We start from the raw sequence: 25,970 nt of genomic DNA, 5'->3' as shown, positions 1-25,970 counted from the left end.
CGCGGAACGCCGGTCACTGCGGGAAGTGGCAGGCCGCGAGGTGTCCGGGCGCGTGCTCGCGCAGGACCGGACTCTCCTGCGCGCACCGGGTTTCGGCTTTCGGGCACCGGGTGCGGAACCGGCATCCGCTGGGCGGTTCCAGCGGCGACGGCGGTTCCCCGGCCAGCGGCGCCGACCGTCCCCGCGCCCTGCCCGCACCGGGTGCGAGCGCCGGGATGGAGGCCAGCAGCGCGGCGGTGTAGGGGTGACGTGGATGCCGGTAGAGCGACTCGGCGGGCCCGACCTCGGCGAGCTGCCCGAGGTGCATGACCGCGACCCGGTCGCTGACCTGCTTGACAAGCGCGAGGTCGTGGGAGATGAACAGGTAGGACAGGCCGAGTTCGCGGCGCAGCCGCTCGAAGAGGTTGAGCACCTGGGCCTGCACGAGCACGTCCAGCGACGACACGGCTTCGTCGCAGATCACCAGCGCGGGGTTGAGCGCGATGGCGCGGGCGATCGCGACCCGCTGGCACTGACCGCCGGAGAGCTCCTTCGGCCTGCGTCGGCCGTAGGTGGCCGGGTCGAGCCCGACGAGGTCGAGCAGTTCGCCGACTCGCCTGCGACGGGCCCCGGCGGCGCGCATCCCGTAGCCGCGGAGGGGTTCCTCGACGAGTTCGGTGACGCGCCAGTGCGGGTTGAGCGAACCGAACGGGTCCTGGAACACCATCTGCATCTCGCGACGGGCCTCCACCAGCGCCCGCCTGCGCAACGTCATCAGGTCGGTGCCCTGGAAGATCACCTCACCGGACCTCGGTCGGGGCGACTGCAGGACCGATCGGGCCAACGTGGACTTGCCCGAGCCGGTTTCGCCCACCACGCCGAGCGTTTCGCCGGGGTGGAGGTCGAAGGACACGTCGGAGACGGCGTGCACGGTGCCGCCCTTGACTCCCCCGGCTCCCCGGGAGGTGAACTGCTGGACGACGTTGCGGACCCGCAGCAGAGGTTCGCCGGTGCGTGCCGGACCGGCCGCCTGCCGGTGCTCGACCGCTGTCATGCGCTCGCCTCCTCGTCGTCGGTGACCGGATGCCAGCAGGCCCACCAGTGCCCGGGTTCGTGCTCGGCGAACGGCGGCGGCCGGCCGCACCGGTCGTCGGCCGAGGAGCAGCGCGGTCGGAACGCGCAGCCCTCGGGCAGCCGGGCCAGGTCGGGTGGTTGACCGGGGATGACCGGCAGCAGGGTGTGGGCTTGCCGGTCCAGCACCGGGATCGCCCCCAGCAGGGCTCGCGTGTAGGGCATCCGGACGTGCTCGAAGAGGTCGGCCGTGCGGGCGTGCTCGACGGCCCTTCCGGCGTACATGACGATGACGTCCTCGGCGTAGGAGGCGGCCAGTCCCAGGTCGTGGCTGATCAGGATCACCGCCATGTTCAGCCGTTCTTGCAGGTCCAGCAGCAGTTCCATGATCTGCGCCTGGGTGGTGACGTCCAGCGAGGTGGTCGCCTCGTCGGCGATGAGCAGCCGCGGTCGGGCCCCGAGCGCGATGGCGATCATGACCCGCTGCCGCATGCCTCCGGAGAGCTGGTGGGGGTACTCGTGGAAGCGCTGCTCCGGGGCGGCCAACCGCACCAGCCGCAGCAGCTCCACCGCGCGCTCGCGCGCCCGGGTGCGGTCGAGGTCGCTGTGGGCGCGGATGCCTTCGGTGATCTGGTCACCGATGCGCATCGTCGGGTTCAGCGACCGGGCCGGGTCTTGGAACACCATGGCGATGTCGGCGCCGCGGTGCGCGCGGATCTCCTTCTCCGGCATGCCGACCAGTTCCACGCCGTCCAGGCGCGCCGAGCCGGTGACCTCCGCCGTGGGCGGCAGCAGGCCCATCAGGGAGCGGACGCTGACGCTCTTGCCGGAACCGGACTCGCCGACGATCGCCAGCATCCGACCCGGCTGCAACCGGTAGGACAGGCCGTTGACGGCGTGCACGTGCCTGCCGCGCCCGCTGAACCGCACCCGCAGGTCCGACACCTCCAGCAGCGGAGTTGTTTCCGCCTCGTCCGCGGCGGACGGACGGGTTCGGGTGGCGCGTTCGATGCTCATTCGCCGCTCCAACGGGATCGCAGGGTTTCGCCGAGCAGGTTGAACGCCAGCACCGTCACGAACAGCGCCAGGCACGGCCACACCACCAGCATCGGTGTCGCCGACAGGCTCTGCTGCCCCTGAGCGATCATGTTCCCCCAGCTCGGCGCGGGTGCCTGGATGCCCAGCCCGAGGAAGCTCAGGGCGCCCTCGATGACGATGACCAGCCCCATGCCCAGCATCGCGAAGGTGATCAGCTGCGGGACGATGTTGGGCGCGACGTGCCGCAGCAGGATCCGCCAGGCCGGTGTGCCGCAGAGCTGGGCCGCGGCGATGAACGGCTGCTCCCGCAGCCGCAGGGTCGCCGCGCGCGAGATGCGGGCGAAGGCGGGGACGCTGAAGAACGCCAGCGCCAGGATCGTGTTGGTCTGGCTCGGCCCGAGGCTCTGCGCCACGGCGAGGATCAGCACCAGCGACGGGAACGCGATGAGCACGTCCAGCACCCGCATGATGATCGTGTCGCCGACTCCGCCGAGGTGGCCCGACAGCGCCCCGAGGGTTCCGCCGGCCAGCAGGCCCAGCACGTTCACCGACACCGCCACGGTCAGCGACGCCTGCCCGCCGTGCAGGACCCGGGAGAGGATGTCGTTGCCGTTGGGGTCGGTTCCCAGCGGGTGCCCCGCCGAGAACGACGGCAGGTAGGACTCCAGGACGTTGCCGCCGGTCGGGGCCGGCAGCGGAAGCAGCAGCGGACCCAGGAAGCAGGCGCCGATCATGAGCGCGGCGATCGCGGCCGGCAGTGCGATGGGCAGGGTGCGGGACCAGGAGCCTCGCACCGGGGCGGTGTCAGCGACTGCCATAGCGGATCCTCGGGTCGAGCACGGCGTAGAGCAGGTCGGCCATCAGGTTCGCCGCCACGGTGACCACCGCGAACAGCACCACGCACGCCTGCACGACCACGTAGTCGCGGGTGTTGATGGCCTGCAGCAGCAGCTGTCCGAGTCCGGGCAGCGCGAAGATCTGCTCGATGATCACGGTCGCGCCGATGAGCGTGCCGAGGTTCAGGCTGACCACGGTGATCAGTCCGAACGCCGAGTTCCGGAAGGCGTGCAGCACCAGCACCCGCCACGGCCCGATGCCCTTGGCGCGGGCGGTGGTGATGTACTCCTCGCCGCGCAGCTGGTCGACCAGGTCGCCGCGCAGGAACCGGGTGTACATGCAGAACAGCGGGATTCCCAGGCCGAGCGCGGGAAGCACCAGGGAGTGCAGGTTCGCGCCGACGCCGTCGGAGAGCGGGACGAACCCGATCGCCGGGAACACCGTCATGTTCACCGCGAACACCAGCACCAGCAGCAGAGCGAGCACGTAGTTGGCCACCGACAGGCCGGTGATGCTCACCAGCATGCTCACCCGGTCGAACCAGCCGTTGGGCCGGAACGCGGCCAGCAGCGCCACCGGGATCGCGGCGCCCAGCGAGAACAGGAACGCCAGGGCCAGCAGTTCACCGCTGACCGCGAGGTGTTCGCCCAGCAGCCCGGTGACGGACTGGCCGCTGACCACCGACGTCCCCAGGTCACCGGTGACGGCCGCGCCGAGCCAGTGCAGGTAGCGCACGGCAGCGGGCTGGTCCAGGCCGAGCTGCTGTTCCAGCGCCCTGATCTGCTCGGGCGTCGCTTCGGCGCCGAGCAGCTGCTGGGCGGCGCTGCCGGGGATGAGGTTGAGCACCCAGAAGGTCAGCACGCTCACCCCGAGCAGGATCGGCACGGCCATCAGCAGCCGCTTGCCGATCAGCCGCAGGCTCGGCGACGAGGCCATCCGCCCGATGCGCGGCCGGTTCACCACCGCCGCGGTCACGGCCGCTCCCTCCAGACCTCGTCCCACAGCACCCCGCTGTTGACCAGCATCGGCGGGATCTTCGTGGTCAGGCCGGGCCCGTGCACGCCCTCCGCGGCGAGGTTCGCCGGGGCGAAGGCCAGGCCGAACGGGGCGTAGGCGCGGTCGCTGATGTGCTTGCCCGCCTGCCCGTAGAGCGCGTCGCGCTGCGCGGGGTCGGCGGTGGCGGCGGCGTTGTTGAGCAGCTCGTCGAGCACCGGGTCGGACACCCCGCTGAACCGCGAGGCCGAGTTGAACCGGAATCCCACGCCCACACCGGCTGCGGGATCCCAGGCGCCCGCGGTCTGCAGCATCGCCTGCCAGCGACCGGAGCTGAACTGCTGGACCAACGTGGACAGTTCGTACTCGTGCACGGTGACCTTGATGCCGGCCTGCTGCCACTGGGTCTGCAACGCGGTCATGACCTGCTGTGCCACGTAGTTGCCGAGGGTGCCCAGCTCGACGGTCAGCCCGCCCAGCTCCTGCACCAGCTTCCTGGCGCGCGCGGGGTCGTGGGGCGGGTAGCCCTCGACCGCTTCGTGGTGGAACAGCCCGCCTGCGCCGGTGAAGGACTGGCTCACCGGGTACCGGCCCCGGAACAGGCCCTGGGAGATGGCGTTGAAATCGGTGGCGGCGTAGATGGCTTCGCGGGCGCGCTCGTCGTTGAACGGTGCGGACTTGGTGTTGAGCTGCACGACGTACGGCGAGGTCGGGGGCTGGGCGGTGACGACCAGCTTGCCGCTCTGCTGCGCCTGCTCCAGCAGCGGCGTGGTGTTGAGCCCCTCGTACGCCTGGGCCTGTCCGGCCAGCAGCGCCTGGTAGGCGGGCTGGTCCCCGCCGATGGACTTGAAGGTCAGCCCGTCCAGGTAGGGCAAGCCGGGTTCGAAGTAGGTGGGGTTGCGCTTGAGCACCAGCTCGGAGGACAGCTTGTTGGACTCCACGACGAACGGGCCCGCACCGACCGGTTTGATCTTGAACGCCTCCTCGCCCATGGTCCGCAACGCCGTCGGCGAGGCGATCCAGTTGGTGTTGGAGGTCGGCATGCTGTTGATCGCGGCGCCGTAGGGGCGGGTGAAGTGCAGCATGACGGTGCGCGGGTCCTCGACGGTCACGCCGTTGTCGGCCAGCGGCCACGCGGGACGGCAGGTGCAGGGAGAGCTCATCGCGCGGCGCAGGTTGAACGCGACGGCCTCGGCGTCCATCGGCGTGCCGTCGGAGAACCGGAGGCCCTCGCGCAGGGTGATGCGCACGTCGCGTCCGCCGTCGAGCAGCTCGTAGCTCTCGGCCTGGTGCGGCACGACTTCGGCGCCGCTGCCGTCGTCGCCCTTGGCGCGCAACTGGAACAGGCCGCCGTAGATGGCGAACATCTGGGAGATGTTGGCGCCACCGGTGGTGTTGGTGGCCGGGTCGAGCCCGGTGGGCCAGCCACCGCCGAAGCTGCCGTCGGCCAGCACGGTGATCGCCCCGCCGCGCTGCGGCGGCCCGGAGGGGCGGGCGTCCACGGCTCCGCCGCCGCTGCCGCACGCGGTGGCCACCAGCAGGACCGACAGCGCGGCCGAGACCAGTGCCGCTCTCGTGGTCGGAACCCACTTCGCTGACAGCGGTCGCATTCTGCTTCTCACGTGAGCACTCCCGCTTCGGTTGCGGACCGGCGCGGGAGCGCTCGTTCAACGGCGCCGCTGCCGATCCGTGGTGGGGCGAGCACGGCACGAGCACGGCGGTTCCCGGACGTTTCCGCCGTCGTGCTCCGCAGTGACCGCGCTCACGTTCTCGCCGCTACAGAGTCACCAACCCGCCCCACCGGATGCAGGCCGGTTCCGCCCGACGAAAGGGAAACTGCGCCCACCGCCTCCCGATCGCACCGTCCGGAAGCGGGGACGGGCCGCCGGGACCTCCGCACCTCCGATGGCCGCAGCGGTGGTACGTCGTTTGTCCCGGAGCGGGTGCGTCGTTGCGGCGGAGGTGGCGGAAACCGGGCCTCGTCCCTTGTGATGCCGCGCTCGGGCTGGCAAGACTGGGGCGGAGGCAACAGACCCGAGCTGGCGACGTTGACAAAGGGGTCGGCGTGATGACGGTTGTACCGGAAGTCGAGACGACAGCGGAAGATCCGGCCGATCGGCGGCCCACCGCGGCCGGCAAGGTCCTCGCGGTGCTCGACGCGTTCGGGCCGCGGCATCGGACCCTCTCGCTCAGCGAGATCTCCCGCCGCGCTGGGCTGACGCTGCCGACCGCGCACCGCCTGGTGCGCGAACTGCTCGGCTGGGGCGCGCTGGAACGCGACGACGAAGGGCGATACTCGGTGGGGCTGCGCCTGCTGGAGCTGTCGGCGCTGGCACCGCGCGGCCTGGAACTGCGCGAAGCCGCGTTCCCCTACCTTCAGGACCTGCACCAGATCACGCGCGGCAACGTGCACCTCGGCGTCCGCGACGGCGTCGAGGTCGTCTACGTCGAGGCGATCCGGGCCAGGGTGCGCAACCCGGTGTCGAGCCGGGTGGGCGACCGCTGGCCGATGCACGTGACGGGCACCGGCCTGGTGCTGCTGGCCTTCGCCGACTCCGACCTGCAGGAGCAGGTGCTCGATTCGCCGCTGGAGCGCTTCTCACCGCTGACGGTGGTCGACCCCGCGGAGCTGCGCCGCAAGCTCGCGCAGATCCGGCACACCGGTGTGGCCGTCGCGCGCGGGCAGATCACCCTGCCGGACATGGTGGTGGCGGTCCCGGTGCACAGCCCGCGCGGCGAGGTCATCGCCGCGATCAGCGTCGTGGTCGAAACCGCCGACGCCCGCCCGCGCGAACTCACCGCCCTGCTCACCCAAGCCTCCCGGGCGATCTCCCGCGGCCTCGACCCCGGCAGGAGGCTCCCCCTCCGGCCGGTGCCCCAGCCCTAGGTCAGCCCGGCGGGTCGATTCCGAGCCAGGCGAAGGCGTTCTCGCCGGTGATCTGGCGCAGCGCTTCGGGCGGCAGGTCCATCGCGCGAAGCGTCCGGGCGGCGGGGTCCTCGCGGGGCATGGCCGGGAAGTCCGAGCCGACCAGGAGGCGGTCGGCACCGAGGAGGTCGACGAGGTAGCGGATCGCGCGGTGGTCGAAGACCAGGGAGTCGTAGTAGAAGCGCCGCGCCAGCTCCAGCGGTGACGGCCCGTCGTCGGGGGCGACGGCCCGGTCGAGGTCGACGGGTTCCTCGTTCCACGAACCGCCCCAGAAGTACTGGGCGCGCGGCAGCATCAGCGGGTAGCCGCCCGCGGCGTGGCTGAAGGCGATGCGCAGGTCCGGGCACTTCGCGGCGGTACCGCCCACGACCATCGACGACGCCGCCAGCGCTCCTTCCAGGCCCACCACGTAGGTCCCCATCGCCGCGGGCGGGAGCCGGTCGGTGGCGGTGGGCATGGCGTGCACGAACACCGCGAGCCCGAGTCGTTCGGCCTCGGTGAACAGCGGCAGGAACCGCTCGTCGCCGATGGATTCGCCCGCGACGTTGGAGGCGATCTCCACCCCGTGCAGCCCCTGGTCGCGGATCGCGGTGAGCTCGGCGGCGGCCGATTCCGGGTCCTGCAGCGGAACCATCCCCAAACCCAGCAGGCGCTGCGGGTGGGTTCGGCACAGCGACGCGGTGAACTCGTTGACGTGTCGCGCCAGCGACAGGCCGTCAGCGGGCGGCAGGTCGTAGCGCAGCAGCGGCGGCATCGGGCTGAGCACTTCGACGTCCACCCCGGAGGCGTCCTGCGCCTCGACGCGCCGCTCGGCGTCGAAGAACACGTCCCTGGCGCGGAACTTCAGCGCGCCGAACAGCAGCGTTCGCGCGCTGTCGCCGTCGATGGGCTCCATGCGCGGGAAGCACTCCGGGGCGTCAGCCGGGTAGTCGCGGGGCAGCAGGTGCGCGTGCGTGTCGACCAGCACGGATTCCTCCCGGGGATCAGTCGTGGGGGTGGACCGACACGTGCACCGGGGATTCGCCCGGCACCTCGCCCGCGAGGGTTTCCACGGCGAGCGCGGTGTCGTCGAGCCCGAAGGTGTGGGTGTGCAGCTTCTCCAGCGGGAACCTGCGCGATTCGATGAGGCGGATGGCCGCGGCGTTGGACTCGGCGTCGACGCCGAACGCGCCGAACACCTGCAGGGCGCGGTTGATGATCAGGTCCGTGCGCAGCGGTACCTCGCGGTTCCCCTTCAGCCCGGCCAGCACGACCCGCCCGCCGTGCCGGGCCACCAGCAGGGCGTCGGTGACCGGTTGCGCCGCCATCGGTGTGAGCTCCAGCACCACGTCGGCCATCGCCCCATCGGTGATCTCGGTGACCCGCCGCACGAGGTCCTCGGCGTGCTCGCCGTCGACGACGATGGTGTGGTCGGCGCCGAACTCCGCGGCCAGCGCCAGCTTGTGCGCGTCGGACTCCAGTCCGGTGACGATGATGGTGCCCGCGCCCGCCGCGCGGGCCGCGATGACGCTGGCGATGCCGCGCTGCCCCGCGCCGAGCACGACGACGGTGTCGCCGAGCTGGATGCCGCCCAGCTTCGCCGCCCACCGCACACCGGCGCCCAGCGGGTTGAACATCGCGGCGACCTCGGCGGGCAGCGTGTTGTCGATCTTGTGGAGGATGGCGTTCGGCGTCAGGTAGAGGTGTTCGGCCATGCCGCCCCACAGGCTCGGGGCGACGTCGATCCCGGTGACGCCGTGGCCGATGGTGCGGTTCTTGCAGCCCTGGTAGCGGCCGGTCAGGCAGTCGCCGCACACCCGGCACGGCACGATGACCTCCAGCGCCACCCGGTCGCCGGGCTGCACTCCCCACCGCTTCGCGGCCTCGTCACCGACCTCCTCGACGATGCCCATCGGTTCGTGCCCGGGGATGACCGGGAACCCGCCGCGCATCGTCATGTGGCCCTTGTACATCTCGACGTCGCTGCCGCAGATGCCGTTGGCCTCCACGCGCAGCAGCCCGTCGTCGGCGCCGATCTTCGGCCGGTCGAACTCGCGGATCTCGATCTGCCTCGGCCCGTTCTGCACCGCGGCGCGCACCTTCTCGCTCATGTCTGCCTTCCCCGTTGTTCTGGAAGATCGTCGTCGATCCGCACCGCCGTGCCCGACCACTCGCCGAAGAGCCGCACCACCATGGAGATCCCGGCGTTGCGCGCCCCGGCCACGAGCAGCGGGAGGTGCGTGCGGCTGTCGCCGGGCAGCAGCCGGTCGAACTCCTCGGGCCTGGTGCCGTCGGCGTGGCGGACGCCGTTGTCGCTGAGCCCGTCCTTCCCGGCCGCGGCGAGGTCGCTGACCTCGCGGCCGCAGCGCTCGGCGAGCCACGCGCGCACCTCGGCCTTGCCGAACCCGGCGCCGGCGAGCAGCTGGGCGTGCTCGGGGCAGAACACGATGCCCGCGCCCGCGTGCCGGAAGATCCAGGAGCCGGTGCGCGAGATCGTGTCGGCGAAGTCGGCGAGCAGCTGCTCGGGGGCGCTCGTGTGCCGGTTGTCGACGAACTCGCAGGTCCGCAGCAAGGTCGCCGAGACCGCCGACGAGCCCGCCGGTGCTCCTGCTTCCTCGGCGAGCGGTTCCCAGGGGGATTCCTCCTCGTTCTCGGCGAGGCAGATCTGCCAGCGCCCCGGCAGCCCCTGGGTGGCCTGCTCCAGCACGTGCGGGCGCACGCCGAAGACGTTGCGCACGATCAGGCCGATCGCCCGCGCGACGGTCGCGTTGGCGCGGAAACCGGGCCCGAACGCTCCACCGGCGTGGTTGAACCCCAGGCGTTCGCGCACCGGCCCGTTGACGACGATCAGCGGGGCGGGCCCGCTCGTGGACTGCCAGCCGCCACCGGTGGCGGCCCGCTCCCGCATCAGCGCGTCCCAGGCGGCCAGCACCACTGGGAAGTGCTCGGGCAGGCATCCGGCCATCGCGGCGTTGATCGCGGCGAGCTCGACGGTCACGACCCGCTCGAACTGCGGAAGCCGACCGATCACCTCGTCGGGTTCGCGCCGGACCTCGGCCAGGAACCGGTCCACCAGCGGCTGGGATGCCGGAACCAGCGGCAAGCCGTCTGACCAGCCCTGCTCGTAGCAGTGCTCGATGGCCTGCTGGGCCAGGTCGGGGTCGTGCGCGGTCACGAGCCCTCCCTCGTCAGCAGCGCCACGACCTCGGGCAGCACGTCGCTGGCGCGCTGCCGCACCTCGTCCGGGGTGAGGATCGCGACCGGATGCGCGGTGGTGGCGTAGCGGTAGCCGGGGTCACCGCGCAGCTCGGCCATCGCGTCCGCGGTGGCCACGAACGCGTCGCTGCAGATCACCGCCGCGGGCAACCCGGCCCGCTCGAACAGCAGTCCGTCGGCCACCGCCGAGGCGCTGCACGAACCGCAATCGCCCACGCCGGTGATCACCACGTCGCAGCGCTCGGCGAACTCCGCGATCAGCTCCGCGGGAGCGGGCTGGGCGAAAGCCCGCTTGGTGCGCAGGACTTCGACACCGGCCGCGCCGTGCTCGGTGCACAGCAGCTCGGCGAGCTCGCGCAGCATCAGGTCGGCGTTCTGCTTGGTGTTCTCCAGCAAGCCCACCCGGGCGCCGACGAGACCGGCAGGGCGTTCGGCGAGCTGCGCCGCCTCCGCTCCGGCGTTCGTCGCGCCTCCGGTGGGGTCGAGGATTCTGCTGGGCACGTCGGCTCCTCTCAGGTCGCGATCCGGGTGAGCCGGGTCTTCATCTCGGAACGTTCGAGGGAGCCCGGCGGCACCAGGTCCACCTCGGCGCGCACCGACAGGCGCGTGCGGATCGCTTCCTCGATGCGGGTGGTCAGTTCGGCCAGGTCGTCGGCCTGCTCGCCGCGTTCGACCTGCACGCGCAGCGGTGGTTCGACGCGCGGCCCGGCTTCGGGCAGCACGACCTGGATGGCTCCGGTGGTGCGCGGGTGCATGGCCTGCACCAGATCCCGGATGGCCGAGGGGAAGACGTTGACGCCGAGCACGATGAGCATGTCGTCGGTCCGGCCGAAGCAGCGGATCAGCGGCATCCCGTCGTCGGCGACACCGGTGACCACCACCCGGTCTCCGGTGCGGAACCGCACCAGCGGGCAGCACTCCCGGTCCACCGAGGTGTAGACGAGCTCGCCGCGCGCACCGGTCTCCGGCACGACCACCGCGCCGCTGTCGGGATCGACGAGCTCGACGAGGACGTGCCGGCCGCCGGTGAAGCGCATGCCGCCGGTGCCGGGGCGTTCGCCGAACAGGACCGGAGCCATGTCGGCGTTGCCGAGACCTTCGGTGACCGGCGCACCCCACTCCCGCTCGACGTGCTCGCGGAACGCGGGCTCTCCCCCGCCGGGTTCGCCACCGACGAAGATCCTGCGCAACCCGAACTCCCTCGGATCGCGCCCGCGCGCCCGCAGGTGCTCGGCGAGGTAGCGGGCGTAGGACGGGGTGGAGTGCAGGGCGGTGACGCCGAGGGTTTCCATGGCCTGCACGACCTTCTCCGACGCCCCGGTTCCGATGGGGATGAACGTCGAACCGATCCGCTCGAACGCGTCGCGCACCGGGAGCCCGCCGACGAACAGGGTCAGCCCGGCCGCGTGCACCACGACGTCGTCGCTGGTGGCGCCCATGGTGCGGAAGGCGCGGGCGACCATCTCGGTCCAGGCCGCGGCATCTCGCCGCGTCACGCCCACCCAGCTGGGCCTGCCGGTGGTGCCGGTGGAGGCGTGCACGCGCACCACGTCGGCCAGCTCCGCCGCGGCGTGCTCGCCGAGCGGCGGTCTGGCGGACTGGGATTCGCGCAGCATCGGTTTGGTGGTGAACGGGAACTTGGCCAGGTCTTCGAGCGAGTCGAACGCGGCCGGGGTGATGCCGTGCTCGGCGAACTTCTCGGCGTAGAAGGCGGAGCGCGCAGGCAGCCCGTCGAGCTGGGCGCGGAGCAGGTCGAACACGGCGTCGCGATCGTCCGGCGCGACGAAGCTCGGCGTGACCAAGGTGATCCTCCGGTGGCTCAGGACTCGTGGACGACGACGCCGCGGATGTTCTTGCCGTCGGCCATGTCCTGGTAGGCGTCGTTGATCTGATCCAGCCGGTACTTGCGGGTGACCAGCTCGTCGAGCTTGAGATCGCCGCAGCGGTAGAGCCCGAGCAGCCGGGGGATGTCGTGGAGCGGGTTGGAGTCGCCGAACAGGGCGCCGCGGATCTGGCGCTGGTAGCTGATGGTGTTGCCCGCGTGCACGTGCACGGTGTTCTCGCCGAGCTTGCCGACGGCGGTGATGGTGACCTTGCCGCCCTTGCCGACGACCTGCACCGCGGCGTTGACGACCTCTTCGGAGAGCACCCCGGGCGTGCAGATGGCGTGGTCGGCGAGCTGCCCCCAGGTGGTCTCGACGACGAACTCGTGCGCCGAGGCGGCGTCGGCGAAGGTGTGGGTGGCGCCGAAGACCTTCGCCATGTCCCGCTTGAACTCCACCGGGTCCACCACGACGACGTTCTTCGCCCCGGCGTAGCGGGCGCCCTGCACCGCGTTGCTGCCCACTCCCCCGGCCCCGTAGATCACCACGGTCTGTCCGGCGCGAACACCGGCGGCGTGCACCGCAGAACCCCACCCGGTCGGCACCCCGCAGCCGACGAGCGCACCGATCTCGAAGGGGATGTCGTCGTCCAGCGGTACGCACGCCCACTCCGACACCACCGCGTGCTGCGAGAACGTTCCCAGCGTGCAGAAGCCGCCGAGGTCCTCGTCGCCGAGGTGGAACCGGAAGGTGCCGTCGAGGAACATCCCGGTGCCCGCGTTGAGGCCCTTCACGCACATGTTCTGGTGCCCGGTCGAGCACGGCCGGCAGGCGCCGCACGCGGGGATGTAGGAGCACACGATGCGGTCGCCGGGTTTGACCCGGCGCACGTCCGGTCCGACCGACTCGACGAATCCCGCGCCTTCGTGGCCGCCGACGATCGGGAACCGCACGGGCGCGTCGCCCTTGGTGATGTGGTCGTCGGAGTGGCAGAGCCCGGCGGCGTGGAACCTCACCCGGACCTCGTGCGATCCGGGTTCGTCGAGGGTGAGTTCGGCGAGTTCCCAGCCTTCGTGCGGCCGGTGCGCGATGGCGGCGCGCGTGGTGATGGTCATGACGTGACCCCCGTTTCCGGCTGTGCCGCACCCGGCACGTGCGGCAGCACCTCGGCACCGATCAGCGCGATCTGGTCGAGGTCGTGGATGTCGTAGACGTGCAGGTAGACGGTGTCCGCACCGCTGTCGGCGAGCTCGCCGATCCGGTCGGTGAGATGCTCCGGCGCGCCGATGGCGGCGTGGTCGCGCATGAACTCCGAGCCGATCACCGCTGCCCGGCGATCGATGTCGGCATGGGTGGTGCCGCAGGCGACGGGCAGCACCGCCGAGTGCCGCGCGGTCCCGGGATCGCGACCGATCGCCTCGCAGGCGCGGTCGAAGATCGCGAAGCGCTCGCGCAGGTCACCGCCCAGGGCTCCGTTGAACTCGGCGGCGTAGCGCGCGGCGATCGCCGGGGTCCGCTTCGGCCCGGCACCACCGATGATGATCGGCGGGCCCGGCAGCTGCGTCGGACGGGGCGGGGTCCTGTTGTCGTCGATGCGGAAGTGCTCGCCCTCGAAGGAGAAGCCGGGAGCCGCACCGGTTTCGGTGGACCACAGTCCGGTGAGGACGGCCAGCACCTCTTCGAGCCTGTCGAACCGCTCCCGGGTGGTGCGGAATTCGAGGCCGAAGGCATCGTGTTCCCGTCCGTACCAGCCGGTTCCGATGCCGAGCTCGACCCGGCCGCCGCTCATCTCGTCGACGGAGGCGACGATGGCGGCCAGCAGTCCCGGGGGCCGGAAGGTGCTCGCGGTGACCAGCGACCCGAGCCGGACCCGGCTGGTCTCGCGGGCCAGTCCGGCGAGCGTGGTCCAGCAGTCGGTGGGCCGGTACTCGGGATCGTCCGGGTCGACGCCGAGGAGGTGGTCGGATCGGAAGAACGCCTCGAACCCGGCCTGCTCGGTGGCCAGCGCCAGCGCGAGGACGTCGGCGTAGCGCGCTCCGTGGCGGGGCTCCATGAGCACCCGCATCCGGACCCCGCTTTCACGCGGCGCCAAGGAAACCCACCGCCTTCGGCCGGAGGTCCGCCACAGCATTCGTCATCGATCTGCTCCTAGCGGGGGTCACTGCTCGTGGACGACGACGCCGCGAACGTTCTTGCCGTCCAACATGTCCTGGTATCCCTGGTTGACCTCGTCCAGCCGGTACCTGCGGGTGATGAGCTCGTCGAGCTTGAGATCGCCGGACCGGTAGAGGCCCAGCAGGCGCGGGACGTCGTGCAGCGGGTTGCAGCCGCCGAAGATGGCACCCTGCACGCGCCGCTGGTAGCCGATGAACATCCCGGCGGGGGCGTCGACGCTGCCGTTGCCGACGGCGGTGATGGTGACCTGCCCGCTCTTGCCGACGACCTGCAGGGCGGAGTCGATGACGGCGTCGTGCAGCACGCCGACGGTGATGATGGCGTGGTCGGCCAGCTCTCCCCAGGTGGTCTCGACGACGAACTCGTGCGCCGAGGCGGCGTCGGCGAAGGTGTGCGTGGCACCGAAGACCTTGGCCATGTCCCGCTTGAACTCCACCGGATCCACCACCACGACGTTCTTCGCCCCCGCGAAACGCGCACCCTGCACCGCGTTGCTGCCCACACCCCCGGACCCGTAGATCACCACCGTCTCCCCGGCCCGAACACCCGCCGCGTGCACCGCAGAACCCCACCCGGTCGGCACCCCGCAGCTGACCAGAGCGGCGACGTCGAACGGGATCTCGTCGGCGATCTTGATGCAGGAGAACTCCGAGATCACCGCGCGCTCGGCGAAGGTGCCCAGCACGCACAGCCCACCCAGGTCCTCGCCGTCGAGGTGGAACCGGAAGGTGCCGTCGGCGAACATGCCGGTGGAGGCGTTCTTCCCGGCGTCGCACAGGTTCTGCTGGCCCGTCGAGCAGTACCGGCAGGACCCGCAGGCCGGGATGAACGAGCACACCACGTGGTCCCCGACCTCGACCCGGGTCACGCCCTCGCCGACCGCCTCGACGACCCCCGCCCCCTCGTGCCCGCCGACCACGGGGAAGCGCATGAACGCGTCGCCCTTCTGGATGTGGTCGTCGGAGTGGCACAACCCGGCGGCGTGGAAGCGGACCCGCACCTCGTTCGCCTTCGGTTCGTCGAGCTCGACGTCGGTGATCTCCCAGGGCCGACCGGGCTCCCGGCAGATGGCGGCACGCGTGGTCATGCTCATGTGGGCCTCGTTCCTGGACGATCGGCACGGCACATCCGCGGGGGCTCGCGGTCCTGGACCGGCGAACGCGCTCACCCGCAACGCGTTTCACGATGCCCCCGGCCGCCCCGGCTCGGCGACACCGCTTCTGCGACGCGGAAGCCGCAGCCGCGGAACGAACCGGAACGGCCGAACCGGGCCCGCACCACGTGCGAGCCCGGTTCGGTCACCTGCGCTGTCGTCGAGCGAGGGCTCAGATCTCGACCGTGCCGTCGATGCAGGTGATCGTGCTTCCGCCGACCCAGATGGCGTCGCGCTCGTCGGTGTCGACGCGGACCTGACCGGCGCGACCGAGGGCCGTTCCCTGCCGGGTGGTGTAGGGGGCCGTCGTGCGGCCGGAGGTCAGCAGCCATTGCGCGAGGGAGGCGTTGAGGCTGCCGGTGACCGGATCCTCCGTGCAACCGCCGCCGCCCGGGGCGAACGCGCGGACCTCGTACCTGGCGGGTCCGCCCGCCGGGTGCGGGCCCGCGACACCGATCTTGAGATCGTCGCGGTAGGAGGGCTCCAGCGCCAGCACCGCATCGGCGTCGGACAGCAGCAGCGCGACCCATCCGGGACCGTTGTCGGCCCACCGCGCGTCCACGATCTCGCCGCTGTCGATGCCCAGCGCGGCGGCGATGCGTTCCAGCAGTTCCGGTTCCACCGGACCCGAACGCAGCAGCGGGGGCGCCTCGAAGGCCAGTCCGCCACCTGTCCGGCGCACCGTCACCAGCCCGGCTCCGCACTCCTGGATCACCGCGTCGCGCCGACCGTGCACCGACTGCCAGGCGTGGCAGGTGCCCAGCGTCGGGTGACCGGCGAAGGGCAGCTCGGCGGAGGCCGTGAAGATCCGCACCCGGTAGTCGGCCGCATCGCTGGTCGGCGGCAGCACGAAGGTCGTCTCCGACAGGTTCGTCCACGCCGCGAAGCGCTGCATCTGCGCGTCCGACAGACCTTCCGCGTCGAGCACGACCGCGACCGGGTTGCCGTAGTACGGGACGTCGGTGAACACGTCTACCTGCTGGAACCTCCGCATGAACGCACACTAGCGGGCGCGGACCCCCTCGCCCGGTTCGGCCACGTGATCCGCCTGACGCCGCGGAATAGCCGCCGCCCGTCCCGGGTTGTGATCGACATGCGTGTCGTTGGTTTCACCGAGTTCGGCGGTCCGGAGGTCCTGGGTGTGCACGAGGTGCCGGAGCGGCATCCGGGACCGGGCGAAGTGCGGATCCGGGTGCGCGCGGCGGCGGTCAACCCGACCGACACCGCCGGTCGCGCCGGCTGGTTCCCCGACCGGTACCGCGATGTCGAACCGCCCTACGTGCCGGGAATGGACGCCGCCGGCGTCGTCGACGAGATCGGCGAGGGCACCGAGTCCGACCTGCGGGTCGGCGAGGACGTGATGGCCATCGTCATCCCGTCCGGTGCCCACGGCGCCTACTCGGAGAGCCTCGTGGTGCCGGCCGCGTCGGTCGCCCGCACCCCCGCCGGGACCGGTCACGACGCCGCGTCGACGCTGCCGATGAACGGGCTCACCGCGCGCCTCGCCCTCGACCGGCTCGGGCTCCCGCCCGGCGGTCTGCTCGCCGTTACCGGTGCCGCCGGAACCCTCGGCGGCTACGTCGTGCAGCTGGCCAAGGCCGACGGCCTGCGGGTGATCGCCGACGCCAAGGACTCCGACCGCGACCTGGTCGCCTCGCTGGGCGCCGACGAGATCGTCGAGCGCGGTGACGACGTCGCCAACCGCATCCGCGAGATCGCGCCCGGCGGTGTGGACGGCGTCGTGGACGCGGCGGTGCTCAACGACCGGGTCGAGGCCGCGGTCCGCGACGGCGGCGGCATCGCCACGGTGCGCGGGTTCACCGCCGAAACCGAACGCGGCATCCGGTACCACGCGGTGCTCGTCCGCGACTACTGGTTGGAGCAGGCCGAGCTCGACCGGTTGCGGCAGCAGGTCGAGGACGGCGCGCTGACGCTGCGGATCGCCGACGCCTACCCGATCGAGGATGGTGCCGAAGCGCACCGGCGGCTCGAAGCCGGTGGCACCCGGGGCCGGTTGGTCATCCGCTTCTGACCGCTGGCGGCGGCCGGACGGTCAGGGCCCGGCCGCCGCCAGCTCCTCCCACAGCTCCTCGGGCACGGGCGCGTGGAACAGCTCGGCGTTGCGCCGGACCTCCTCCGGCGACCGCGCTCCCAGCACCACCGACGCCACGGCCGGGTGCCTCGCGGCGTGCGCGATGGCCGCCTGCGGGAGCGCCACCCCGTGGCGGCGGCAGATCTCGACCATCCGTCGCGCCCTGCTCACCACCTGCGGTGGTGCCGGGCGGTAGTCGTAGACGGCGTGGGCAGCGGGGTCGTCGGTGGCCAGCATCCCGCCGTTGAACACGCCTGCCGCGAGCGCGGACACGCCGCGGCGCGCGCACTCGTCCAGCAGCGGCTCACCGGAGGAGTCCAGCAGCGTGTAGCGGCCCGCGAGCATCACCGCGTCGAGGTCGGTGTCGGTGACGAAGCGCCGCAGCATCTGCCACTGGTTCATCCCGACCCCGATCGCCCCCACCACGCCCTGCGAGCGGAGCTCGTGCAGGGCCGGGTACGCCTCCGAGACCGCCTGCGCCCAGTGCTCGTCCGGGTCGTGCAGCAGCACCAGGTCGACGCGATCCAGACCCAGCCTGTCCACACTGGACTCCAGGGAGCGGCGGACGCCGTCGGCGCTGAAGTCCCACCGCCGCGCGAAGTCGGCGGGGACCGCGAAGCCGCCCGCCACGTCGCGGGCTCGCCCGGGGTTCGGGACGGGTTCGAGGATCCTGCCGACCTTGGTCGACACCGAGAACTCGTGCCGAGCCCGTCCCGCCAGCGCCGCGCCGAGCCGGCGTTCGGCCAGTCCCAGGCCGTAGTGCGGTGCGGTGTCGAAGTAGCGGACCCCGGCGTCCCACGCCGCCGCGACGGTCTCCGCCGCCGTCGTTTCGGAGACCTCGCGGTAGAGGTTGCCGATCACCGCACCGCCGAAGCCCAGGGCGCTCACCCGCACCCCGGATCGGCCCAGGACGGTCACTTCCGCAACCGCAGGCCCTGCATGCCGCCGTCCACCGCCAACGACGTCCCCGTCGTCGCCCCGGCAGCGGGACCCGCCAGGTAAGCGACCGCGGCGGCCACCTCGTCGGCGGAGACCAGGCGGCCCGAGGGCTGCCGAGCGTTCAGCGCGGCCAGCTCCGCGTCGGGATCGTCCGCCGCCGACAGCAGCCGACGCACCCACGGCGTGTCGGCCGTGCCCGGGTTCACGCAGTTGACGCGGATCCCCTCGGCGAGGTGATCAGCGGCCATCGCCTGCGTCAGCGACAGCACGGCGCCCTTGCTGGCGCTGTAGGCGGCGCGTTCCGGCAGGCCCGCCGTCGCCGCGATCGAGCAGGTGTTGACGATCGACGCGGCGGCCGAGCTGCGCAGGTGCGGCAGGGCGGCGCGGCTGGTGCGCACGATGCCCAGCACGTTGACGTCGAAGACGCGGCGCCACTCGTCGTAGGAGTTGGTCTCGACCGTGCCCTGCGCGCCGATGCCCGCGTTGTTGACCACGACGTCCAGGCCACCGTGGTGCTCGACGGCCTCCTGCACCGCTTCCCGCACCGAGTCCTGGTCGGTGACGTCGCACCGGAGACCGAGGATCCCGGCCGGAACCGCGCCCGGGTCCAGGTCCAGCGCCGCGACCTTCGCCCCGCCATCGGTCAGCCTCCGCGCCACCGCCAGGCCGATGCCCGACCCGCCGCCGGTGACCACCGCCGCCAGCCCCTCGAACTCCCCTGCGCTCACCGGTCAGCCCCTTCGCTCGCCGAGATCTCCCAGGAGAACTAGCAGCTCGAACGCGGCGGCAACAAGGCGCGGGCAACCGGGTCCGCCGGTTCCGAGGTGGAGGCCAGCACCTCGCCTTCCACGACGACCACCCGGTCGCGCTCGAACCACGCGAAGTCAGCGGCATCACGCGTCGGAGGCGGTGCTTCGGACATGAGCCATCCCGTGGGAGCAGCTGCGAGCGGGCGGATCGGATCCTACCGAGCCGCCCGACCGGAGCCCCGCGCCGCATCCCTCCGGCATACTTCCCGGGTGTTCCGGAGGATTCGAGGTGCCTGCAGACCGGGAGCCGCGTGGTGAAGCGACCGACGATCATCGACATCGCCCGCGCGGTGGGCGTGTCCAAGGCCGCGGTGTCCTACGCGCTCAACGGCCGCGGTGGCGTGTCCCAGGAGACGCGGGAGCGGATCCTCGACGTGGCCGCGGACATGGGGTGGCGCGCCAGCAGTGCTGCGCGGGCCCTGTCTAGCGACCGGGCCGCCACCGTCGGCGTCGTGCTCGCCCGGTCTCCGGAGGTGCTGCGGACCGAACCCTTCTTCATGCAGGTGGTCGCCGGTTTGGAGCAGACGCTCTCGGCGCACGGATTCTCCCTCCAGCTGGCGCTGGCGTCCGATACGGACACCGAGCTGGAGACCTACCGCCGGTGGTGGGCGGAGCGCCGCGTCGACGGGGTGCTGCTGACCGATCTGCGGGTCGACGATCCGCGCCCGGCGCTGTTGCGGGAGCTGCGGATACCGGCGGTGTTCTTCGGGACCGAACAGCCCATGGCCGGGATTCCCGTGCTGTGGGTCGACGAGCACGACATCGCCGACAGCGCCATCGAGCACCTCGCCGACCTGCGCCACCGCAGGATCGGCCACGTCCAGGGACCGGGGCAGCTGCGCCACACCGCTCGCCGCGAGCGGGAACTCGGGCGGGCGGCGGAGGAACGGCCCGGTGTGGTGCTGGTGCGCGATTCCGGCGACTACACCGAAGGTGGCGGCGTGGCGGCCACGGCGCGGCTGCTGGCTTCGGCGCGGCCGCCGACGGCGATCATCTACGACAACGACGTGATGGCGGTGGCGTCGGTGGCGCGGGCAGCCGAACTCGGAGTGCGGGTCCCCGGGGACGTCTCGGTGCTGGCGTGGGACGACTCGATGCTGTGCCGGGTGGTGCACCCGGCGATCACGGCCTTCTCGCACGACGTGGGCGCTGCCGCGGCACGAGCGGCGTTGATGCTGCTGGAGCTGATCGAAACGGGTGTCGCCGACGACTCCCGCTTGCAGCCCCGCGAGCTCATCACGCGCGAGAGCACCGCTGCGGCACCGGTGTTCGGCTGACCGGAGCAGCACCCGAACACCAAAAGTAACGAATCGGTCACGCAGATCGGACCGGGCCTTCTTGTTAACCGGTTAAGTCCCTACTTTGAGCGGCGGGCCCAACGACGGGTCCGACGAGGCCGAGGAGTCGTTTCGTGATCAAACGCTCACTCGCGGCGGTGTCGCTCATCGCGGCCCTGCTCGCCGGGACTCTGACGGGATGCGCGGGCTCGGCCGAGGACCCCAACACGATCACCTACTGGGCCAGCAACCAGGGCGAGAGCGCCGAGCAGGACATGGAAATCCTGCACGACGAGCTCGCCCAGTTCACCGCCCAAACAGGCATCGAGGTGAACGTCGAGGTCATCGGCTGGTCCGATCTGCTCAACCGGATCTTGGGCGCGGCCACCTCCGGGGTCGGGCCCGACGTGGTCAACCTCGGCAACACCTGGGCCGCGTCGCTGCAGGCCACCGGCGCGTTCGTGCCGTTCGACGACGAGCTGATGCAGCGCTTCGGCGGCCGGGAGCGGTTCCTGGACAGCAGCATGAGCTCGACCGGCATGGCGGGCCAGGTCCCGACCTCGCTCCCGCTGTACGGGTTGAGCTACGGCGTGTTCTACAACAAGAAGCTCTTCGCCGAGGCCGGACTGGCTCCCCCGCGCAACTGGGACGAGTTCCTCGCCGCCTCCCAACGCCTGACCGATCCTGCCCGCAACCGCTGGGGACTGACCATCGCGGGCGCCAGCTACACCGAGAACGCCCACTTCGCCTTCATGTTCGCCCGCTGGGAGGGCGTCGACCTCATCACCGCCAACGGCCCCGAGTTCGACTCCCCGGGTGCGGTCTCGGCCGTCCAGCGCTACCTGGACCTGATGTCGACGCAGAAGGTCGTCAGCCCCGGCGACGCCGAGGAGGGCAACACCTCCAGCGCCGCCGAGGACTTCACCGACGGCAACGCGGCGATGCTCATCGCCCAGAACAGCGTCATCCCGACGCTGGAGGACAACGGGATGTCCGAGGACGCCTACGGCGTGGTCAGGTTGCCCGCGCCCGATCCGCTGCCGCGTGGCGGGACGCCCGCGCTGAGCCACGTGGCCGGGTCGAACGTCGCGGTGTTCGCCGACAGCCCGAAGCGCGAGCAGGCGTTGAAGCTGGTGGAGTTCCTGACCAGCAAGGACATCCAGGCGTCGTTGAACAAGAAGTACGGGACGCTGCCGGTGGTCACCGACGCCTACGACGATCCCGCCTTCCACACCGAGGAGGACGAGGTCTTCTCGGACGTGCTGGCCAACTACTCGGAACCGGCACCGATGATCCCGACCGAGGCGCACTTCGAGACGACCGTGGGATCGGCGATGCGGGACCTGTTCGCCGAGATCGCCACGGGCCGCCAGGTCACCACCGAGGACGTGCGGGCCGCGCTGGCCGACGCCGAGCAGAAGATGCGAGGTACCGGAAGTTGACCAGCACCGCCGCACCCTCCCCCACCCGGCCGACGACGACGCCGGAACCCCCGCGGAGACGCACGTGGTCGCCGAGCCGTCGGCTGCTGCCGTACCTGCTGGTGGCGCCCGCCTTGTGCTTCGAGCTGCTGGTGCACCTGCTGCCGATGCTCGGCGGGCTGTACATGAGCGCGCTGGAGCTGACCCAGTTCTACCTGCGGGACTGGCTCAACGCGCCGTTCGCCGGCCTGTCGAACTTCGGCTTCGCGCTGGACTTCAACAGCGCCGTCGGTGTCACCCTGCTGCGCTCGTTCGCGGTGACCGCCGGGTTCTCGATCCTCACCGTGGGACTGTCCTGGCTGCTGGGGGTGTTCGCGGCGACGCTGCTGCAACGCTCCTTCCGGGGACGTGCGGTGCTGCGCACCCTGTTCCTGGTCCCCTACGCGCTGCCGGTCTACACCGCGGCGATGATCTGGAAGTTCCTGCTGGACCAGGACGACGGCATGGTCAACGCGACCCTGGGCGGGCTGGGCCTCACCGGAGGCCAGACGTTCTGGCTGCTGGGCGACAACGCGTTCCTGGCGACGGTGGCCACGGCGACGTGGAGGTTGTGGCCGTTCGCGTTCCTGGTGCTGATGGCGGGGATGCAGTCCATCCCGAACGACGTCTACGAATCAGCCACTGTGGACGGTGCCGGGCTGTGGCAGCAGTTCCGCTCGATCACGCTGCCGATGCTGCGGCCGGTGAACCAGGTCCTGGTGCTGGTGCTGTTCCTGTGGACGTTCAACGACTTCAACGTGCCCTACATCCTGTTCGACAAGTCGGTGCCCAACGCGGCGAACCTGCTGTCGATCCACATCTACAACAACTCGTTCATCACCTGGAACTTCGGCCTCGGGTCGGCGATGTTGACGTTGCTGCTGCTGTTCCTGCTGGTCGTCACGGCCGGGTACCTGGCCTTCACATCGCGGAGGATGAAGGATGCCTGAGCCGAGGTGGTTCCGCGTCCTGCGGGTCGTGGGCCTGACGCTGCTGACGCTGTTCACGCTGGTGCCGCTGTACGTGATGGTGACCTCGGCGTTGAAGCCGCTGGGTGATGTGCGGGACCGGTTCCAGTGGATCCCGGACCACCTCACCTTCGAGCCGTTCATCGACATGTGGTCCACGATCGATCTCGCGGACTACTTCATCAACAGCGCCATCGTGGCGCTGGGCGCGGCGCTGGTGTCGCTGACGCTGGCGATCCTGGCGGCCTACGCCGTCAGCCGCTACAGGTTCCGCGGGCGCAACGGTTTCCGGATCGTGGTGCTGTCCACGCAGATGTTCCCGGGCATCCTGTTCCTGCTGCCGCTGTACCTGATCTACGCGACGATCGGCCGCTACACCGGCATCGAGCTCTACGGCAGCCAGCTCGGGCTGATCGTCACCTACCTGACGTTCTCGCTGCCGTTCGCGATCTGGATGATGGTCGGCTACTTCGACACGATCCCGCGCGATCTCGACGAGGCCGCGCTGATCGACGGCGCCAGCCCGATCGGCGCGCTGTGGCGCGTGGTGCTGCCCGCCGCGCGCCCGGGCATCGCCGCGGTGGGCATCTACGCGTTCATGACGGCGTGGGGCGAGACGCTGTTCGCCTCGATCATGACGGACTCGGATTCGCGGACGCTGGCGGTCGGACTGCGCGAGTACTCCACGGAGACCTCCGTGTACTGGAACGAGGTGATGGCCGCCTCCCTGGTCGTCAGCATCCCGGTCGTCATCGGCTTCCTGGCCCTGCAGCGCTACCTCGCCCAAGGCCTGACCGCCGGCGCCGTCAAATGACACACATTCGCCGGGCGGGTCCCCCAAGGTCAGGATTGCGCCGGTAGAACCAGTTTCAAGTGTGGGACTCAACCCGCACCGCCGCGGGTTCTGAGCGGTGCTGTGGCGAGTACGCCGCGACGCCGTGTATTGGACATACATCAGGAGTGGCGCACGGAGTCCACAGCACCGCTCAGGTTCCGCCACCCGCACCGCCCAGCAAAGCAACCACGAACCATGCCATAGAGCGGAAGGTTTTCATGCGACGTAATAGTGCGAAGGTGACGGTGGCCGGACAGCCCCAGGTGTGGCTGGGGGCCAACTTCTGGTCGCGCACCGGTGGTCCTCTGATGTGGCGGAACTACTCGCCGGAGGTCGTGCGCGACGAGCTCCGGGTGCTCCACGACCACGGCCTGCGGCAGACCAGGTCGTTCTTCTACTGGCCGGACTTCATGCCCACCCCGGACACCGTGGACGAGCAGAAGGTGGCGCACTACCAGGACTTCCTGGACGCCCACGCCGAGATCGGCATGACCTCGATCCCCACGTTCCTGGTCGGGCACATGTCCGGCGACAACTGGGATCCGGAGTGGCGCGGCGGCCGGGATCTCTACGCCGACGTGTGGCTGGTGTCCCGGCAGGCGTGGTTCGTCCAGCGGATGACCGAGCGCTTCGCCGGGCATCCGGCGGTGGCGGGCTGGCTGCTCAGCAACGAGATGCCCATCTACGGCCGGTTGCGCCACGAACCGAAGGCGCCCACCGAGCAGGTCAGCGCGTGGGCGCAGCTGATGGTGCAGGCGGTGCGCGCCGGTGGCGGCACCCAACCGGTGTCGCTGGGCGACGGCGCGTGGGGCATCGAGGTCACCGGCGTGGACAACGGGTTCTCGGTGCGCGAGACGGGCGCGATGGTGGACTTCGTGGGTCCGCACGTGTACCGGATCGACAGCGACCCGGTCCGCCAGCACCTCATAGCGGCGTTCCTCTGCGAGCTGTCGGCGGTGGCCGACAAGCCGGTGGTGCTGGAGGAGTTCGGCCTGTCCAGCGACCAGGTGTCGCCGGAGAACGCCGGCCACTACTACCGGCAGACGCTGCACAACTCGCTGCTGGGCGGCTCGACGGGCTGGGTGGCGTGGAACAACACCGACTACGACGACCTGATCGGTCAGGGCCCGTACTCGCACCACCCGTTCGAGATGCACTTCGGCATCACCGATCACACGGGCGCGCCGAAACCCCCGCTGCACGAGTTGGCCGCCTTCGCCGAGGTTCTGGAACAGGTGGACTTCGCCCGCTGCCACCGCAGCGACGCGCGCGCGAGCCTGCTGGTGACCGAGTACCTGGAACGCGGGTACCCGTTCACCCAGGACGACGACCGGCCGCTGATCTTCGACACGCTGCACCAGGCGTACGCGGCGGCCCGGGAAGCGGACCTGCCGGTGGGATTCACGAGGGAGCGCGACGGCGTCGACGCCGACTGCGACCTCTACCTGCTGCCGTGCGTGAAGCAGATCCAGGGCCCGACGTGGCAGCGGCTGCGCGAGCGGGTCGCCGAGGGCGCGGTGCTGTACCTGTCCTACACCGCCGGTGAGGTGGGACATCACCGGCAGCCGTGGATCCCCTACTTCGACGAGACCTTCGGCGTGCGCAAGGAGATCACCTACGGCGTGGTCGACGAGGTCACCGACGAGGAGGTTGTGTTCACCTTCGTCGAGGACTTCGGCGGCATCGAACGGGGTGCGGCGCTGCGGTTCCGGGTGTCGGGCAACGAGCACAGCCGCTCGTTCCTGCCCGTCGTCCCGGACGGGGCCGAGGTGGTGGCCACCGACGCGCACGGCAATCCGGCGCTGCTGCGCTGCGCGACCGGCCAGGGCCAGGCGGTGCTGTGCACGTACCCGGTGGAGCTGTTCGCGGCCCGCAGCACGCGCGTGAACCCGGATGACAGCCACCGGCTCTACGCCGCGCTGGCCGAGGTCGCCGGGGTGTCCCGCGAGGTCGTGGTGGACGACCCGAAGGTGTTCGCCGACGTCGTGGTGCACGAGGACGGACGCCGGTTCGCGTGGCTGGTCAGCCAGCACGCGGAGGACGCGACGGCGGCCCCGCGCACGACCGGTTCGCTGCGGAGCCTGTCCGGTGAGTCGCTGTCGGAGGTGACGCTGCCGCCGTTCGGCGTCGAGGTGGTCGAGCTGAAGTCCTGACACCCCGCGGGCGGGCCTCGGTCTCTCTGGGGTCGAGGCCCGCCGGCCTGACAACCCACCTGCTGCGAGCGGTCCGCGTCGACGTGCCCCGCGCCGGCCTGCCGTGAGGACTGGGTCCGGGCGCCACTCCTGGTGCACGCGGCTACGCCGCCACCTTCAGCGAAGCCCGACGGTGCCGGTCGGCCTTGACCACCTGGGCGCCCAGGCCCTGGCCCATCGCCGGGGCCAGGAAGTACAGGCCCATCGT

Annotated in this window: 24 protein-coding genes; 7 read left to right on the top strand and 17 right to left on the bottom strand. The window is 71.1% G+C overall.

Features of this window, described 5'->3' with window-relative positions:
* Positions 1 to 13: 13 nt before the first annotated feature.
* The 5 genes from AB0J91_RS27345 to AB0J91_RS27325 are packed head-to-tail and all read right to left on the bottom strand — an operon-like array spanning position 14 to position 5,528.
* Positions 14 to 1,033 (bottom strand): oligopeptide/dipeptide ABC transporter ATP-binding protein, encoded by a 1,020-nt coding sequence (locus tag AB0J91_RS27345; protein WP_363874393.1) that lies wholly within the window; start codon positions 1,031 to 1,033, stop codon positions 14 to 16.
* On the bottom strand, positions 1,030 to 2,067 hold the full coding sequence (locus AB0J91_RS27340) for an ABC transporter ATP-binding protein (RefSeq protein WP_363874390.1): 1,038 nt from the start codon (positions 2,065 to 2,067) through the stop codon (positions 1,030 to 1,032). The genes AB0J91_RS27345 and AB0J91_RS27340 overlap by 4 nt, the downstream gene beginning before the upstream one ends.
* Positions 2,064 to 2,906, bottom strand: a complete 843-nt coding sequence (locus tag AB0J91_RS27335; protein ID WP_363874387.1) for an ABC transporter permease — start codon at positions 2,904 to 2,906, stop codon at positions 2,064 to 2,066. Before AB0J91_RS27335 ends, AB0J91_RS27340 begins: the two co-directional genes overlap by 4 nt.
* Positions 2,893 to 3,900, bottom strand: coding sequence for an ABC transporter permease (locus AB0J91_RS27330; protein ID WP_363874384.1), 1,008 nt, complete (start codon positions 3,898 to 3,900; stop codon positions 2,893 to 2,895). The genes AB0J91_RS27335 and AB0J91_RS27330 overlap by 14 nt, the downstream gene beginning before the upstream one ends.
* On the bottom strand, positions 3,897 to 5,528 hold the full coding sequence (locus AB0J91_RS27325; RefSeq protein WP_363874381.1) for an ABC transporter substrate-binding protein: 1,632 nt from the start codon (positions 5,526 to 5,528) through the stop codon (positions 3,897 to 3,899). Before AB0J91_RS27325 ends, AB0J91_RS27330 begins: the two co-directional genes overlap by 4 nt.
* 458 nt (positions 5,529 to 5,986) lie before the next feature.
* Between AB0J91_RS27325 and AB0J91_RS27320 the strand changes: the two genes are divergently transcribed.
* Positions 5,987 to 6,805: an IclR family transcriptional regulator gene (locus AB0J91_RS27320; RefSeq protein ID WP_363874378.1), complete on the top strand. Its 819-nt coding sequence runs from the start codon at positions 5,987 to 5,989 to the stop codon at positions 6,803 to 6,805.
* A gap of 1 nt (position 6,806) precedes the next feature.
* Here the strand turns inward: AB0J91_RS27320 and AB0J91_RS27315 are convergent, their stop codons facing one another.
* The 9 genes from AB0J91_RS27315 to AB0J91_RS27275 all read right to left on the bottom strand — a co-directional run bounded on the left by AB0J91_RS27315 (position 6,807) and on the right by AB0J91_RS27275 (position 16,184).
* Positions 6,807 to 7,811 carry an amidohydrolase family protein gene (locus tag AB0J91_RS27315; protein ID WP_363874376.1) on the bottom strand — a complete coding sequence of 335 codons (1,005 nt, stop codon included), beginning with the start codon at positions 7,809 to 7,811 and terminating at the stop codon, positions 6,807 to 6,809.
* Positions 7,812 to 7,827: 16 nt separating this feature from the next.
* The gene (locus AB0J91_RS27310; RefSeq protein ID WP_363874373.1) at positions 7,828 to 8,934 is read right to left on the bottom strand and encodes an alcohol dehydrogenase catalytic domain-containing protein; all 1,107 of its coding nucleotides are present in this window, start codon (positions 8,932 to 8,934) and stop codon (positions 7,828 to 7,830) included.
* Complete coding sequence (locus AB0J91_RS27305) at positions 8,931 to 9,998, bottom strand: hypothetical protein (RefSeq protein ID WP_363874370.1); 1,068 nt, start codon at positions 9,996 to 9,998, stop codon at positions 8,931 to 8,933. Before AB0J91_RS27305 ends, AB0J91_RS27310 begins: the two co-directional genes overlap by 4 nt.
* On the bottom strand, positions 9,995 to 10,540 hold the full coding sequence (locus tag AB0J91_RS27300) for a UGSC family (seleno)protein (protein ID WP_363874367.1): 546 nt from the start codon (positions 10,538 to 10,540) through the stop codon (positions 9,995 to 9,997). Before AB0J91_RS27300 ends, AB0J91_RS27305 begins: the two co-directional genes overlap by 4 nt.
* An 11-nt stretch (positions 10,541 to 10,551) precedes the next feature.
* Entirely contained in the window at positions 10,552 to 11,841 is a 1,290-nt protein-coding gene (locus AB0J91_RS27295; protein WP_363874364.1) for an AMP-binding protein, read from the bottom strand.
* Between the two features lie 17 nt (positions 11,842 to 11,858).
* Positions 11,859 to 12,977, bottom strand: a complete 1,119-nt coding sequence (locus tag AB0J91_RS27290; protein WP_363874361.1) for an NDMA-dependent alcohol dehydrogenase — start codon at positions 12,975 to 12,977, stop codon at positions 11,859 to 11,861.
* Entirely contained in the window at positions 12,974 to 13,927 is a 954-nt protein-coding gene (locus tag AB0J91_RS27285) for a TIGR03560 family F420-dependent LLM class oxidoreductase (RefSeq protein WP_363874485.1), read from the bottom strand. The genes AB0J91_RS27290 and AB0J91_RS27285 overlap by 4 nt, the downstream gene beginning before the upstream one ends.
* A 93-nt stretch (positions 13,928 to 14,020) precedes the next feature.
* Positions 14,021 to 15,130, bottom strand: a complete 1,110-nt coding sequence (locus tag AB0J91_RS27280) for an NDMA-dependent alcohol dehydrogenase (RefSeq protein ID WP_363874358.1) — start codon at positions 15,128 to 15,130, stop codon at positions 14,021 to 14,023.
* Positions 15,131 to 15,362: 232 nt separating this feature from the next.
* On the bottom strand, positions 15,363 to 16,184 hold the full coding sequence (locus AB0J91_RS27275) for a PhzF family phenazine biosynthesis protein (protein WP_363874355.1): 822 nt from the start codon (positions 16,182 to 16,184) through the stop codon (positions 15,363 to 15,365).
* 99 nt (positions 16,185 to 16,283) lie between these two features.
* On the opposite strand from AB0J91_RS27275, the gene AB0J91_RS27270 reads away from it, so the two are divergent.
* A complete protein-coding gene (locus AB0J91_RS27270) occupies positions 16,284 to 17,222 on the top strand; it encodes an NADP-dependent oxidoreductase (protein ID WP_363874352.1) in 939 nt (312 codons plus the stop codon).
* A 21-nt stretch (positions 17,223 to 17,243) separates the two neighbouring features.
* Here AB0J91_RS27270 and AB0J91_RS27265 read toward each other — a convergent pair whose 3' ends face one another.
* From AB0J91_RS27265 to AB0J91_RS27255, 3 genes are read right to left on the bottom strand one after another with little or no spacing between them, the layout of a single operon-like run.
* Positions 17,244 to 18,200: an aldo/keto reductase gene (locus AB0J91_RS27265; protein ID WP_363874349.1), complete on the bottom strand. Its 957-nt coding sequence runs from the start codon at positions 18,198 to 18,200 to the stop codon at positions 17,244 to 17,246.
* The gene (locus AB0J91_RS27260) at positions 18,197 to 18,949 is read right to left on the bottom strand and encodes an SDR family oxidoreductase (protein WP_363874346.1); all 753 of its coding nucleotides are present in this window, start codon (positions 18,947 to 18,949) and stop codon (positions 18,197 to 18,199) included. Before AB0J91_RS27260 ends, AB0J91_RS27265 begins: the two co-directional genes overlap by 4 nt.
* Positions 18,950 to 18,987: 38 nt before the next feature.
* On the bottom strand, positions 18,988 to 19,143 hold the full coding sequence (locus AB0J91_RS27255) for a hypothetical protein (RefSeq protein ID WP_363874343.1): 156 nt from the start codon (positions 19,141 to 19,143) through the stop codon (positions 18,988 to 18,990).
* A gap of 141 nt (positions 19,144 to 19,284) precedes the next feature.
* Between AB0J91_RS27255 and AB0J91_RS27250 the strand changes: the two genes are divergently transcribed.
* The 5 genes from AB0J91_RS27250 to AB0J91_RS27230 all read left to right on the top strand — a co-directional run bounded on the left by AB0J91_RS27250 (position 19,285) and on the right by AB0J91_RS27230 (position 25,723).
* Complete coding sequence (locus AB0J91_RS27250) at positions 19,285 to 20,307, top strand: LacI family DNA-binding transcriptional regulator (protein WP_363874340.1); 1,023 nt, start codon at positions 19,285 to 19,287, stop codon at positions 20,305 to 20,307.
* A gap of 134 nt (positions 20,308 to 20,441) precedes the next feature.
* On the top strand, positions 20,442 to 21,749 hold the full coding sequence (locus tag AB0J91_RS27245; protein ID WP_363874337.1) for a sugar ABC transporter substrate-binding protein: 1,308 nt from the start codon (positions 20,442 to 20,444) through the stop codon (positions 21,747 to 21,749).
* Positions 21,746 to 22,717 carry a sugar ABC transporter permease gene (locus tag AB0J91_RS27240; protein WP_363874334.1) on the top strand — a complete coding sequence of 324 codons (972 nt, stop codon included), beginning with the start codon at positions 21,746 to 21,748 and terminating at the stop codon, positions 22,715 to 22,717. The genes AB0J91_RS27245 and AB0J91_RS27240 overlap by 4 nt, the downstream gene beginning before the upstream one ends.
* The gene (locus AB0J91_RS27235) at positions 22,710 to 23,549 is read left to right on the top strand and encodes a carbohydrate ABC transporter permease (RefSeq protein WP_132673377.1); all 840 of its coding nucleotides are present in this window, start codon (positions 22,710 to 22,712) and stop codon (positions 23,547 to 23,549) included. The genes AB0J91_RS27240 and AB0J91_RS27235 overlap by 8 nt, the downstream gene beginning before the upstream one ends.
* A gap of 266 nt (positions 23,550 to 23,815) precedes the next feature.
* Positions 23,816 to 25,723, top strand: a complete 1,908-nt coding sequence (locus AB0J91_RS27230) for a cellulase family glycosylhydrolase (protein WP_363874330.1) — start codon at positions 23,816 to 23,818, stop codon at positions 25,721 to 25,723.
* Positions 25,724 to 25,970: the final 247 nt, after the last annotated feature.

The organism is Saccharopolyspora sp. NPDC049357 (assembly GCF_040677225.1).
In the GTDB taxonomy this organism is placed as follows: Bacteria; Actinomycetota; Actinomycetes; order Mycobacteriales; family Pseudonocardiaceae; genus Saccharopolyspora.
The sequence above is the reverse complement of the archived record's forward strand: the minus strand, read 5'-3'. Positions and strand labels throughout refer to the sequence as shown.